The sequence below is a fragment of the Flavobacterium turcicum genome (genome assembly GCF_011365745.1).
GTDB classification, from domain to species: Bacteria; Bacteroidota; Bacteroidia; order Flavobacteriales; family Flavobacteriaceae; genus Flavobacterium; species Flavobacterium turcicum.
The window spans coordinates 3,735-18,323 of sequence record NZ_JAAOBY010000004.1 but is presented as its reverse complement, the minus strand read 5'-3'; the positions used below and the strand labels follow the sequence as shown (position 1 = coordinate 18,323).

Genomic DNA, 14,589 nt, shown 5'->3' with positions numbered 1-14,589 from the left:
ATAGTTTTGCAAAAGTACGATAATACAATAAATTTATAATTTATTTTAAGATACTTTTACATTGATAATTGTTAAAAAACCAGAAACTCATGACTAAATCTTGCATTTTGAATACATTCAATACTATCTTTTTACTTTTTTTAGTTTTTTCTTGCAACGCAGTTTTTGGACAACAAAATACTACCTCCGTGCAAAATGAACCTAAATTTTGGGATCATGTACAATTTGGTGGTGCTGTTGGTTTGGGATTTGGAACTGGCTTTACCGATATTGTCCTTGCACCGAGCGCCATTTATAATGTAAATGAGTATGTCGCTTTGGGTGCGGGACTTCAATACAAATTTTTGAGACAAAAAGATTTCTACACTTCACATCTTTATGGCGCAAGTGCTATTGGACTTTTAAATCCAATTCCTGAAATTCAATTATCAGCAGAGGTTGAGCAACTGCGTGTAAACCTTCGTTTTGATGGCAATACTACTCCATCAGAAAATTTTTGGAACACAGCTTTGTTTGTGGGTGCGGGATATCGTTCTGGTAATGCTACTGTAGGTGTTCGATACAATGTTATTGAGGATAAAAACAACTTATACGGCAGTGCGTTTATGCCTTTCGTACGTTTTTACTTTTAAGTTTAAAAACAATTATCGGTACTTATTTCTGAACCAAACTTTTTGCCATTCTCTTTTTAAAACTAAGAATGAAATTTGCTCTGCAAGCTGCACCAAATCAGATCCGTCTAGTTTTTTAACTTCATCTTCGGCTACATCAATAATATAAAGCAGGTTTAAATATTCGGCAAATTTATACTGGATGAGTCGGTAAATTTTTTCATGCAACTGAATTTTCAGCTCTTCTGGAGTGATGCTTTTGGGAAAATCAACCGCTTCATTGGCAAGATTAAAATCTTTATTGAGCTGTTCAACCAATTGCAAATACAAGTTATCTGCCGAGGCCTCGGCAAGAAGTAAATCTGTATTTTTTGGAACTATAAACATATTTTTAAAATTTCAATAGCCGTAGTAATTTTCAATATTATGTAGGTACAATTTACTTATTATTCAACTTAAAATAACAATTTCCAAAACCAACATTGCTATTAATTATTGAAATTAATAATTGTCATTGAAATTAAATCATACTTTTCGTCCCATAAGGTTTTCACCAAATGCTTTGAGCATTGCTTTTTTATCAGCACTAACATTCAATTGATCTAACATTTGAAATGCTTTAAAAGTGTAGTCTTGTATCGCGTCTTGAGTAGCTTTTGATGCTCCTGAAGCATTGAATAATTCTTTTACACGCTCAATTTTATCGGTATTATCTTCTAATTGAACAGCGAATAAATCACGTAGTTCTTGCGCTTCTTTTTCTGCAGAAAAAGCAACCGCTTTCAGATACAAATAGGTTTTCTTATTTTCGATGATGTCACCTCCCACTTGTTTCCCGAAAGTTTCCGGATTCCCAAAGGCATCTAAATAATCATCTTGCAATTGAAAAGCCAAACCTAAATTTAAACCAAAATCGTAGATTAAATTGGCATTTTCAGCAGATGTTTCAGCTATAATGGCGCCCATTTTCATGGCAGCAGCTACTAAAACCGCTGTTTTATATTGAATCATTTTGAGGTATTCCTCAAGAGTAACATCAGTGCGCTCTTCGAAATCAACATCCCATTGCTGTCCTTCGCAAACCTCAAGAGCTGTTTTACTGAACAACTTGGCTAAGTCTCTAAAAATGACAGGCTCGTACTGCTCAAAATATTGATAGGCCAAAATAAGCATCGCGTCACCAGATAAAATTCCGGTGTTGATGTTCCATTTTTCATGTACTGTTTCGTTTCCTCTTCGCAAAGGTGCATCATCCATAATATCGTCATGTACCAACGAAAAATTATGAAAAACCTCAACTGCCAATGCTGCTGGAAGTGCATTTTTATAATCGGCACCAAAAATCTCAGCGCTCATTAAGGTCAACACTGGGCGCATGCGTTTACCTCCCAAATCAAGAATATAATGAATAGGTTCATATAAATTTCTTGGCTCTTTGGTCTCGTATTGCGATTGCAAATAGTCGGCTAAAAACTCCTGATATTGAGAAATGGTGTGCATTCGTATTTTGTTTATCGGTTACAACTGCAAAATAAGCGGTTTGGTGCAACCGAAGCTTTTGCTTGCACAAAGAAACTCAAAAATCTTTAAACTAGCTAAAATGTTAAAGTTACTCAAATGTTAAATAAATCAAAAAACACAGGAAACTATTTTGGTATTCAAAGTTTCCGATATACATTTGCATCGAAAAAAAAGTGCTTCGTGAAACTGAATTTTAAAAAGTATTGCGCACATTTTTTCACCTAAACCAACCCCTCATTATGAAAACTACTTGGAAAATAGATGCAGCACAATCTGATGTACAGATTAAAATGAGGCATTCGATAATTGCTTATTTAGCGGGAACAGTAAATAATTTTGACGGGCATATTGACCTGAACGATGACCAATTAGAAGATGCCTCAATCGCTTTTTCGCTAGATGTTGCTAACAAGCACAGTAAGCTTGAGCAAATAGATACCCACTTAAAAATGAATGATTTGTTTGATGTGACAGAATATCCACTGATTAGTTTTCAGTCGACTTCATTTGAAAAAGTTACTCCAAACATTAACTTTCTTAAAGGTAATTTAACCATCAAGAACATAACAAAACCAGTAGAGTTAGATGCTGCTTTTATCAGTGTTGATGCGCACAACGGAAGTAAAAAAGCTGCTTTTGAAATTACAGCCAACATCAATAGAAAAGATTTTGGACTTACCTACAACGCATTCCATTATTCGAACGGAATCGCACTAGGACAAGATATTAAATTGATTGCCAACTTAGAATTTTGCATTTAAGCAACTGTAGTTATGAATGTTAAATTATCAACAACAAACAAGAAACTATTTTAGTTTTTATAGTTTCCTGATTACATTTGCACCGATTTTCAAGCTAGGCATATAAACTAGAGAAGATTTTATTAATACGACTATAGCAACAAAGAAACCAAATCATGAAAGAGAAAATTATAGCTACAGCGAAGGATTTGTTTTTAAAACTAGGTTTTAAAAGCATCACCATGGATGACATTGCAGGAGAAATGTGCATATCAAAAAAAACTATTTACAAGTACTTTGCAAATAAAGAATTGTTAATAGAAGAAAGTGTTCAAGTACTGCATTCAGATGTGAATAATTTGATAAACAACGTTACCTCACAAGATTTTAATGCCATTCAAGAAAACTTTGAAATCAGACGCATGTTTGACGAAATGTTCAAATCGACCGATACTTCGCCAGTATATCAATTAAAAAAGCACTATCCGGAAGTGTATCAAAAAGTACATCAGGTACAAATAGAAATGTGCCAAGCTTGTTTTAAAAGAAACATAGTTAAAGGTATTGAACAAGGATATTACCGTAAAGAAATTAATATTGATGCCTACGTTGATTTTTATTATTCATTGATATTTTCTATCAACGAAAACATTAAATCAGAACGAGAAGCCTTTGCTCTTGAAATGCAAGCCTTAGAATATCATACGCGCGCAATGGCAACAGAAAAAGGAATTATTGAACTAAATAGAAATTTACTAAATCCAATTACATAAAAATGAGAAAAACGATAATATTAATGACCGTGCTGCTTTCCTTAGGCATACAAGCACAAGAAATAAAAAGTCTCACCCTAAAAGATGCTATTACGTACGCACTTGAAAACAAAGCCGATGCAAAAAAGGCAAGATTACAAGTTGAAAGAGGAGAGTACGAAATTCAAGAAGTACGTTCAAGAGCTTTGCCTCAAATTGCAGCAAATGGTAGCTTAAACTACAACCCAATTTTACAAACTACTGTAATTGACGGAGCTGGTTTTGGTCAACCTGGCACTACAATTCAAGCTGCTTTTGGTCAAAAATGGAATTCAACTGCAGGAATTTCTCTTAATCAGGCGTTATATGACCAGGCTGTTTTTATAGGTTTGAAGGCGGCAAAATCTACTCGTGAGTTTTACCAAATAAACGCACAATTGACTGAAGAGCAAGTGATAGAGCGCGTAGCCAATGCTTACTACCAAGTTTACGTAACGCGTCAGAACTTAACTGTATTGGATAACAACCTTAAAAATACTCTTAAAGTTAAGGACATCATACAAGGACAATATAATAACGGACTGGCCAAAAAGATTGATTTGGATAGAACCTTAGTTCGTATTTCAAACATTAATACACTTCGCCAACAAACTCTGAACGCTGTTACACTACAAGAAAACGCTTTGAAATTTTTTATGGGCTTAGCTGTTGATACGAATATTTCTATTCCAGAAACTGAATTTGAAGTTACTCCAAGCGCACTTTCACTAGCTCCGGATACAACAACCAGAACAGAATATTTGTTACTTAAAAAGAACGAACAATTACTGGAGTACCAAAAAAAATCTATTGAAGCGGCTTATTATCCAAGTTTATCGCTTACGGGTGGGTATAACTTCATTGGTCAAGGTCCAGAGATGCCTTGGTTCAAAAAACCTTCGGATGGAGTTTATTGGTCAGACTTTGCTTCAGTAGGTTTAAATTTACGCGTACCAATTTTTTCAGGATTTGGAACTAAAGCAAGAGTAAGCCAAGCTAGTAACAAACTTGCTTCGATAAAAGTAGATTTGGAAGAAACAAAACTGGCATTGGATTTAGAATACAGCAATGCAAAAACGCAAATCGAAAATAGTATTGTATCAATCAACAATCAAAAAGAGAACGCAAAACTTGCTCAAGAAGTTTTAACAAATACCAACAACAACTACATTCAAGGTTTAGCATCACTTACTGATTTACTTGAAGCAGAAAGTGAACTTGTTGTGGCTCAAAACAATTACACATCGGCGTTATTAGATTACAAACTAGCCGAAATACAATTAATCAAATCTAAAGGAGAACTAAAATCACTTATAAATAACTAATACCATGAAAAAAATTATAATTACCGCTGTTATCATCATAGGCAGTTTAGGTGTAATTGGATATATTTTAACCAATAACAAAAAAGAAAACGAAGCCAAAACAGCTATTGTTGCTGAAAAAAATGCAACAGTATCCGTACGAACTGAGGTTGTAAAAACAGAAGTTGTTTCTCTTGACTTTGTTTCAAACGGAAATTTTGAACCTGTGCAAGAATTAAAATTCTCTGCTGAAAAATCAGGTAAAATAACCAAAATACTAGCCAAAGAAGGTGATTATGTGAGCGTAGGACAAACTCTTGCTATTGTACGTAGTGATGTTGTGAATGTAAACGCACAAAATGCAAATGCCGTTTACCAAAATGCAGTTGCTGATTACAACCGATTTGAAAACGCATTCAAAACAGGTGGTGTGACTAAACAACAGTTAGACCAAGCCAAACTTCAAATGGTAAATGCTAAATCGCAATTAACACAAGCAAACATCAACGTAGGAGATACTAGAATCAAAGCTCCAATAAGCGGATTCATCAATAAAAAATATATTGAAGTAGGTTCTATCATTACAGGAATGCCTGCTACTGAATTATTTGACATTGTAAACGTTTCCAAGTTAAAATTAAATGTAAGCGTAAACGAAAGTCAAGTTGCTACTTTAAAAGTTGGTAATTCAGTTAATGTAACTGCGAGTGTTTATCCAGATAAATCATTCTCAGGAAAAATTACTTTTATCGCTGCAAAAGCAGATCAATCATTGAATTTTCCTGTGGAAATTGAAATTACAAATAATGCCACTAAAGATTTAAAAGCTGGAATGTATGGTACGGCTGCATTTGCCTCAAACCAACAAAAACAAGCTTTGAAAATTGTTCCTAGAAATGCCTTTGTAGGTAGTGTAAGCAGTAATCAAATATTTGTAATTGAAAATGGAGCTGCAAAATTAAAAACGGTAACTGCGGGTAAAATTCTAGGCGATAAAGTCGAAATTTTAAACGGTCTTGAAGATGGTGACCAAGTAATTGTAACCGGACAAATCAATTTACAAGACGGAACCAAAGTGGAGGTTATTAAATAAGTCTTAAAGTCGAAAGTCTTAAAGTCATAAAGAAAAACAACTTATGAAATTAGCAGAAATATCCATAAAACGTCCCTCGTTGGTAATTGTATTGTTTACAATTCTGACCCTTGGTGGACTGTTCAGTTACAGTAATTTGGGTTACGAATTGATTCCAAAATTTGAAACCAATGTAATTACTATCGCTACCATTTACCCGGGAGCATCGCCTAGTGAGGTAGAAAACACCGTTACTAAAAAAATTGAGGACGCGATTGCCTCTCTTGAAAACATTAAAAAAATAGATTCCAAGTCGTATGAAAGTTTATCAACCGTATCGATCACATTGACTTCTACAGCCGATGTTAATATTTCGATGAACGATGCGCAACGTAAAATAAATGCCGTTTTAGGAGAACTACCTGATGATGTAGAAACACCCTCATTGACCAAATTTTCCTTGAGTGATTTACCAATTATGACTCTTGGTGCCAATGGAAACATGGACGAGGTAGCTTTTTACGATCTTGTTGACAAAAAATTAGCTCCTGTTATTTCACGTGTTGAAGGTGTGGCTCAGGTAAATGTTATTGGTGGTCAAGAACGTGAAATTCAAGTGAATCTGGATGCAGTAAAAATGCAGGCCTACGGACTTTCTATTCCGCAAGTACAACAAAATATTCTTTCCTCTAATTTAGATTTCCCTACGGGAAACATTCAAACTCGTGAGCAAAAAATATTAATTCGTTTAGCGGGAAAATACAAAAATGTTGACGAATTAAGAAACCTAATTGTTTCCTCTAGAAATGGCATTCAAGTGCGCCTTGGTGATATTGCTGACGTACAGGATACCCAAAAAATCACTGAGAAAGTTGCACGCGTGAACCGAAAAAGCGCTATCATTTTACAGATTATCAAACAATCTGATGCGAATGCGGTTGCGGTAAGTGAGGAATTGGTGAAAGCCATTGCTAAACTTGAAACGGATTACAAACCAGTAGGTCTAAAACTTGCAGTAGCTAAGGACAGTACTGTTTTTACACTTGAAGCAGCTGACGCAGTAGTGCATGATTTACTTATTGCGGTACTTCTTGTGGCGCTTGTAATGTTGTTTTTCTTGCACAGTATCAGAAACTCATTGATCGTAATGGTATCTATTCCGGCCTCGTTAATTGCAACGTTTATCGGGATTTATTTGATGGGCTATACCTTAAACTTAATGAGTTTATTAGGATTGTCTCTTGTGGTAGGTATCTTGGTGGATGATGCCATTGTGGTACTCGAAAATATTTATAGGCACATGGAAATGGGCAAGAATAAAGTGCGAGCGGCTTATGATGGTACTGCCGAAATTGGTGGAACCGTAGTATCGATTACCTTGGTAATTGTGGTAGTATTTTTACCTATCGCTATGAGTACAGGTTTAGTATCAAACATTATCACGCAATTTTGTGTAACTGTAATTATCTCAACCTTGTTATCATTGGTAGCATCGTTTACTATTATTCCTTGGTTGTCTTCAAGATACGGTAGATTAGAGCACATAACTGGTAAAAATCTTTTTGGAAGAATCATTCTTGGGTTTGAAAGTTACTTGACTCGTTTTACAAACTGGATCTCTAGATTATTAGAATGGTGTTTGGATCATTATGTAAAAACCTTAGTGATTATAGTTGTGATCTTTTTTGGATCGATGATTAGTTTATTAGGTGGTGGATTCATTGGTGGAGAATTCTTCGCAGCTTCTGATAGTGGTGAGTTCTTGGTTCAAATAGAAATGCCAAAAGATGCGTCATTAGAGCAGACCAATTTTATGACTCAAAAAGCAGAAGATTTCCTATCTAAAGAAGCCTATGTTTTTAGTCAAATTACAACTGTAGGACAAAACAGTACTGGACTAGGTGCTTCTCAAGCTACGGCTTACAAAGCAGAAATCAACGTGAAAATGGTAGGTCTAGACAAGCGTGATGAACCTGCAAATGTATATGCAGCTAAGACCAAACGTAAACTAGAAAAAGTTTTAGTGGGTGCCAAGGTAAAAACAGTTCCTGTTGGTATTTTAGGTACTGCGGAAGATGCTACTTTGAATTTAATTGTAACTGGACCCGATGTAGCTAGCGCTATGCTTTTTGCGAAAGCGGCCGAAAAAGAATTACGCACAATTCCTGGAGCTACCGAAATTGAATTATCTGTAGAAGACGGTAATCCAGAAGTGAACGTAAAAGTAGATCGTGATAAAATGGCTGCTCTTGGGTTGAACCTACAAACAGTAGGTATCACCATGCAAACGGCGTTTAGCGGAAATACTGACGGACGTTTTAGAGCGGGTGAATATGAGTACGACATCAACATTAAATACAACGCTTTTGACAGAAAAAGTATTGCTGATGTAAGTAACTTGATCTTCATAAACGATATGGGTCAGCAAATTAAATTGAATCAATTTGCGACCGTAACCGAAGGTTCTGGACCAAGTCAATTAGAGCGTAGAGACAAATCAGCATCGGTAACGGTGAAGGGTCAAAACGTAGGAGTTGCCTCTGGTACCATTGTGGGAATGTGGCAAGAAAAAATTGATAAGCTCAAAAAACCTGTTGGGGTAAATTACATTTGGGGTGGTGATCAAGAAAACCAAGCTGAAGGTTTTGGAACGCTAGGAATTGCATTATTAGCGGCTATTATTTTGGTTTATCTGGTAATGGTTTCGTTATATGACAGTTTTGTGCATCCATTTGTTGTATTGTTTGCCATTCCGCTTTCGTTTATTGGAGCAATGTTGGCTTTGGCCTTGACCAATAATACATTGAACATATTTACCATTTTGGGTATCATCATGCTTATTGGTTTGGTTTGTAAAAATGCGATCATGTTAGTAGATTACACCAATCAAAGACGTAAAGCTGGTGAAACAGTAAGAACGGCCTTGATTCAAGCCAATCATGCAAGGCTACGTCCTATTTTGATGACTACAATTGCGATGGTATTTGGTATGTTCCCAATTGCATTAGCATCAGGAGCTGGAGCCGAATGGAAAAACGGTTTGGCTTGGGTAATTATTGGTGGATTAATATCGTCTTTATTCTTAACGCTTGTTGTGGTTCCCGTAATTTACCAAATTATGGAGAAAATCATAAATAGAGTTTCTAAAGGTGAAAAAGTAGATTACGAAGCTGAAATGGTTGCTGATTACGAACACAGAGAAGTGAGCGAGCACTAAACAATAGATCATTTTTTAATACAAAACCGACCTGCTCTTGATAGATGCAGGTCGGTTTTTTTGTTTTGAAAATAATTAACAAAGTAGAAAAAACATACCTGATATCCCTTTCAACAATAGGTCAACTAAAAAAATTTCCTTCAATTGAAATCAAAAATTCAGACAGCACTAAGATATTAAAGTAATAAATTACAATACTTTAAGCGCTTTTTTTCTTAACTAAAATAAATCAGTACTACAGCAATATTTTTTTTGGCACGCTACTTGAATATCTCTTAGTAAATAACTTAAAGCGGCAACCGAAAAGCTAACGAGTAGGTACCAATCAAAAAATGAAATGTCATGAAAAAAATTACTCTTTTAGTTGCAAGTATCTTTGTTTTGGGAGGCGGTATCGCTACGGCCACTGCAGCAACAACTTCTAGCATTGGTGGAAAATCAATTATCGATTTCAATAATGAAGATCCAATTGTGTTTATAGAACGCGGTATCGAATTTTATGTATTCCCTGATGGGCAAATAGATTTTAACACAAGACCAGATGCCAAAGGCGGTATGTATTACAGAACATCTCCAAGTCGCGGCACTAACAAAACGTACGGCGCTCCAATGAATAACAGAAAAGGAGATTATGGGGTACGCGTTTCCCACGATAATTTGGGTCGTGTTCGTCAAGTAGGTAATGTTTTTATAAACTATGATGCCTTTGACCGTGTAAAACGAATAGGCTCTGTATACATGTCGTATAACCGTTATGCCTTAGAGCGCGTAGGTGGTTTAGAACTTATCTACAACAGACGTGGACAAATTGTTGATCTTGTTGGTTCTGTAAAAGGAGGTCGTTCCGTTTATGGCAGTAAAGGCGACTATGATGACCGCTACGAGTCTAAAAACGATGACACGTACTATTATAGAAGCGACCGCAATACGAGCGCTATCGAAGCAAAAGTAGCTGCAAATACAGCAATAGTTCTTAATAGAAATAAATAGTTTGGTTTGGTTGAAAATTGATTAGTTAAAAAAACCCCGTTGAAATTGTATCAACGGGGTTTTGCTTTTAACACGCTTAGCGTTTCTTGTATTTTTAATCCATAGAAATAATAACAAATTCACTTCTACGATTGGCTTGATGTTGTTCCTCTGTACAGTTTGATTTGTTCGTTGGTTCACATCCACAATCATTAACAAGCTGCGATTCGCCGTATCCTTTTGCAGTTAATCTATTTGCGTCTATGCCGTTTTTGATCAGCCAAGCCTTTGTAGATTTTGCTCTTCTATCAGATAGCGCTTGGTTGTAAGCAACCGTTTGTCTACAATCGGTATGAGATCTAATATCAATTTTCATTTTTGGGTATTGCTGCATAACCGCTAATACTTTCTCTAATTCAAAAGCGGCATCCTTTCTGATAAATGATTTATCTAAATCAAAATATAAAATCGGAATATCTAATGTTTTGGCTAAATCAGTACCAACATCAACACGTTTTTGACGCGGTTCAAGTGCTAAAGGCTGTTTAGTTTCGCCAGACGTTTTCGCAATAGCTACCATTTGTTCTTTAGTTTCGTAATCTGCTTTTTCTCCGCGTAAGTAATACGATTTTCCACAGTCAACTGTAAATGAATAAGCACCATCATTACCAACGGTAACTTCTTTAATCAATTTAAAAGAGCTATCAAACAAACTCACTTTGGCATTGGCCAGAACTTGTCCACTTTCTTGATCAGTTATAACACCGGTTAGTAATTGCTCACAAACGGGAACAGGCAAAGCTGAAAAAGTATAAATATCATCAGATCCTAAACCACCTTCTCTATTTGAAGTAAAGAAACCTTTTGTTTTATTAGCATTCATCAACAAAGCAAAATCATCCTTGGAACTGTTTATTGGCGCTCCGATGTTTTGGACTCCATCAACAGTATTTGATGCATTTATTTTAGAACTAAATACATCTAAACCTCCTAAACCAGGATGACCATCACTAGCAAAATACAATGTGTTGTCGGCAGCGATAAACGGAAAAGTTTCGCGCCCTTCAGTGTTAATTGAGATACCTAAGTTTTGAGGAGTTCCATAACTATCATCAGAATTAATAGTAACATACCATAAATCTGACAATCCTTTTGTACCCGGCATATCAGATGCAAAATATAATAGTTTTTCATCCAAACTCAATGTAGGATGTGCCACACTGTATTCATTGCTGTTAAATGGCAACTCTTGCACATTGACCCATTTACCATCTTGCTTAGTTGCTTTGTACAATTTGAGCAAGGTTACTCTACTTTTATCTTTTTGTTTTTTACCGTTTAAATAGTTGTTTCTGGTAAAATACATGGTAGATCCGTCTTTAGTAAAAACAGGAGTCGACTCATGAAACTTAGTATTAATTGTTGTATTAAATAGTTTTGGATTACTAGCCTTACCATCTGTATCAACTGGAGCAATATACAAATTTGTAAAAGCCTCGTTATTCCATTTGAAAACTTTTTTTGCTACTCCACCAGTATCTCTTGCTGAAGCGAACAATAATGAATTATCTAAGAATGAACTTCCATAATCAGAATAAGGCGAATTAATTCCTGCATCTGCAACTTCAAAACGTCCTGAATTTGCTTTAATATCCTCTAAGTAATCCTTTTGATTTGAGAAAAGCTTAGCTCTTTGATCATTAGCGGCTAGAGCCGTAAATTTTTCAAGTATCACATTGGCTTTGTCGTACTGACCAACAGCTTTTAAAGTTTGTGCGTAGCGGTAATAATATTCTGGTTGTTGAACTTGGTTCATATTAAAAAGTTCAGTGTACCATTTTTCTGCAGCTACTAGATTAGCAATGAAATAATAAGAGTCCCCCAATTTTCGGAACATCTTTTCATCTTTATAGCCTTTTCCTGCAACTTTTTCGTAGGTCGCAATGGCATCTACAAAAGAATAATTGTCGAACTTTTTGTCGGCTTGAATCACTTCCTTATTCTGACCCCAAGAACTTAAGGCCACCAATACAAGTAGAAAAGCGAGACTGTAGGATTTCATATTTGTTTTCATAATGAACTTATTTTAGAAGAATCTTGGAGAGGTAATTCTGTTGTATTTATTAAAGATCTCATAACGTAGAAAAATCTCATGCGAACCAGAGTTGTAATTAGCTAAACGAGTTGTTTCTAGGTCATAACCATAGCCAATAAACCAAGAATCAGAAACTTGAAAACCTACTAATGCACTTAAAGCAGCGCTCCATCTGTAAGCGACACCTGCAGTAAACTTTTCATTAAACATAAAATTGGCTGACAAATCAACTTGTAATGGCGCACCTTGAACCAACTTAGTCATCATAGCAGGCTTAAACTTTAAATTATAAGTCAAATCAAAAACATGACCCGCTGTAAGATAATAATTAACTCTTTCGCGAGCGATGTAAGAAGTAGATCCTTGGCTTGCCGTACGATCAAAATGTTTTGTTTCTAGCAAATTTGGCGCTGATAAACCAACGTACGTGTTGTCAGAGTACCAATACAATCCAACTCCAATATTAGGAGAAAATCGATTATCAATGTTGCCTTCTAGAACATTTTCATATTGTTTGAGTTTACTGAAATTAACCGATAACAAGTTCGCTGATGCTTTCATACCAAAAGCCAACTTAAAATCTTCAGAAGTGTTGATGTAGTATGAAAAATCAACAGCCAAATTACTCTCATCAGAAGGACCGATTTTATCATTAATTACCGATACTCCAAGTCCTACTTTAGACTCATTAATGGGAAAATTAATGGATGCAGTGTTTGTTACTGGTGCACCGTCAAGACCGACCCATTGCGTTCTATACAATGCAAAAATACTCATCGATTGACGTGATCCTGCATAAGCAGGATTCACGTTAATAGTGTTATACATATATTGTGTAAACTGAGCATCCTGTTGCGCGCTTATTGTGGCAGTAAACAACAGTAAAATAGCTATTAGTTTTGTTTTCATGTTCTATCGTTTTAGACTTAGCAAATTAGTGTTGATTATCTATTGATGTATAAGTATCCTGCTTTTTCAAAATTATTACCAGCACTATCCTTGTATTTCAAGATGTAGTAATAAGTTCCTTCTGGCAGTTCTTCAGATTGTTTTACAGTTACTCTTCCTTCTGAAACACCTCTAAAGGCTCTATCATCATTATTGTAACTGTTTCTTTCAAATACTAGTACACCCCAACGGTTGTATATTTCTACTCTATTGTCTTGATAACATTCTAATCCTCTGATTCTAAATATTTTGTTATCACCTGCGCCATTTGGAATAACGGCGTTGAACACTTCAATTTGACAGCCATTAACTCCTAATACGGTAGGACGATCATCAACCGTACTTGAATCATCAGAAAGATCCGTTACAACAACTCCCAATGGAGTAGTTCCACGTACTTGAGCTTGATTAGAGACACTACCAAGATTAATATCACTTTGTTTTAAAGCGTATACTCCTTGGTATGCAGTAGTATTGGTTTCATTAATGTTTAGAACAGCAATTGGAGCACCAGTCAATATTAATCCTGGTAGATTATCTGTTACAACCACGTTATTCAACACAACATTTCCTGAATTTGTCACTTCAAATCTGTAAGTAATAGTTTCTCCTGCTTGAGCAAAACCATCTCCATTTTCATCATTAAACACTGCTGTTTTAATGATTGATATTTTAGGAGATTCTGGAACCACAACTGTTGCCGTTGCAGTGGTACAGTTTGCTGGTACAGCACCAGTCTCACAAATTTGATATCTAATAGTATATGTACCTGCAGCTGTATTTGGAGCAACTGTTAAATTACCTTCAGCATCAATACTCAACGGACCGTCAGTTACAGGAGTCACATCAGTGGTAGCTGCTGTTACACGTTGACCGTTTAAAGTATCATTATCAGTAACATTACCTCCAGTAGCTGGGAATACATTGTTATCTGCAACTATTGGATTAAAAATCACGATGGTTACCATTGCTGTAGTACAATTTGCTGGAACAGCGCCAACTTCACAAATTTGATAAACAATTGTATAAGTACCACTTGGCGTATTTGGAGCAACAGTAACATTACCTGCTGCATCGATACTTAATGGACCATTTGTTGCCGGTGTAACTGCTATCATTCCTGCAGGAACTGGCTGACCATTTAATGTATCGTTGCCTAAAACATTACCTCCTGTTCTTGGAAGAGTATCGTTACCTGCTACAATTGTTGGGTTATTAATCACAACAGTTACAGTAGCTATTGTACAATTCGCTGGGGTAGCACCTGCCTCACAGATCTCATACGTTAAAGTATATGTTCCGCTTGGTGTGTTTGGAGCTA

General features: G+C 35.8%; 12 protein-coding genes. 7 read left to right on the top strand and 5 right to left on the bottom strand.

What is annotated here, in order from left to right; translation table 11 throughout:
• Window positions 1-89 precede the first annotated feature (89 nt).
• Complete coding sequence (locus G9Q29_RS08320) at window positions 90-632, top strand: hypothetical protein (RefSeq protein ID WP_166135586.1); 543 nt, start codon at window positions 90-92, stop codon at window positions 630-632.
• A gap of 12 nt (window positions 633-644) precedes the next feature.
• Here the strand turns inward: G9Q29_RS08320 and G9Q29_RS08315 are convergent, their stop codons facing one another.
• Entirely contained in the window at window positions 645-998 is a 354-nt protein-coding gene (locus G9Q29_RS08315) for a hypothetical protein (protein ID WP_166135583.1), read from the bottom strand.
• Between the two features lie 138 nt (window positions 999-1,136).
• The gene (locus tag G9Q29_RS08310) at window positions 1,137-2,111 is read right to left on the bottom strand and encodes a polyprenyl synthetase family protein (protein ID WP_166135580.1); all 975 of its coding nucleotides are present in this window, start codon (window positions 2,109-2,111) and stop codon (window positions 1,137-1,139) included.
• A gap of 260 nt (window positions 2,112-2,371) precedes the next feature.
• On the opposite strand from G9Q29_RS08310, the gene G9Q29_RS08305 reads away from it, so the two are divergent.
• From G9Q29_RS08305 to G9Q29_RS08280, 6 genes are all read left to right on the top strand, one after another.
• Window positions 2,372-2,893, top strand: a complete 522-nt coding sequence (locus tag G9Q29_RS08305) for a YceI family protein (protein WP_166135577.1) — start codon at window positions 2,372-2,374, stop codon at window positions 2,891-2,893.
• Window positions 2,894-3,048: 155 nt separating this feature from the next.
• The gene (locus G9Q29_RS08300) at window positions 3,049-3,645 is read left to right on the top strand and encodes a TetR/AcrR family transcriptional regulator (protein WP_166135574.1); all 597 of its coding nucleotides are present in this window, start codon (window positions 3,049-3,051) and stop codon (window positions 3,643-3,645) included.
• A 2-nt stretch (window positions 3,646-3,647) separates the two neighbouring features.
• Window positions 3,648-4,988, top strand: a complete 1,341-nt coding sequence (locus G9Q29_RS08295) for a TolC family protein (RefSeq protein ID WP_166135571.1) — start codon at window positions 3,648-3,650, stop codon at window positions 4,986-4,988.
• Window positions 4,989-4,992: 4 nt separating this feature from the next.
• Window positions 4,993-6,060, top strand: coding sequence for an efflux RND transporter periplasmic adaptor subunit (locus G9Q29_RS08290; protein ID WP_166135567.1), 1,068 nt, complete (start codon window positions 4,993-4,995; stop codon window positions 6,058-6,060).
• Between the two features lie 43 nt (window positions 6,061-6,103).
• Window positions 6,104-9,256, top strand: a complete 3,153-nt coding sequence (locus tag G9Q29_RS08285) for an efflux RND transporter permease subunit (protein ID WP_166135564.1) — start codon at window positions 6,104-6,106, stop codon at window positions 9,254-9,256.
• A gap of 342 nt (window positions 9,257-9,598) precedes the next feature.
• Window positions 9,599-10,246 (top strand): hypothetical protein, encoded by a 648-nt coding sequence (locus G9Q29_RS08280; RefSeq protein ID WP_166135561.1) that lies wholly within the window; start codon window positions 9,599-9,601, stop codon window positions 10,244-10,246.
• Between the two features lie 94 nt (window positions 10,247-10,340).
• Here G9Q29_RS08280 and G9Q29_RS08275 read toward each other — a convergent pair whose 3' ends face one another.
• From G9Q29_RS08275 to G9Q29_RS08265, 3 genes are all read right to left on the bottom strand, one after another.
• Complete coding sequence (locus G9Q29_RS08275; RefSeq protein ID WP_225872917.1) at window positions 10,341-12,299, bottom strand: OmpA family protein; 1,959 nt, start codon at window positions 12,297-12,299, stop codon at window positions 10,341-10,343.
• Between the two features lie 12 nt (window positions 12,300-12,311).
• Window positions 12,312-13,229: a PorP/SprF family type IX secretion system membrane protein gene (locus G9Q29_RS08270; protein WP_166135558.1), complete on the bottom strand. Its 918-nt coding sequence runs from the start codon at window positions 13,227-13,229 to the stop codon at window positions 12,312-12,314.
• A gap of 35 nt (window positions 13,230-13,264) precedes the next feature.
• Window positions 13,265-14,589 (bottom strand): T9SS type B sorting domain-containing protein (locus tag G9Q29_RS08265; protein ID WP_166135555.1); only part of this gene is annotated, 1,325 nt, incomplete at its 5' end.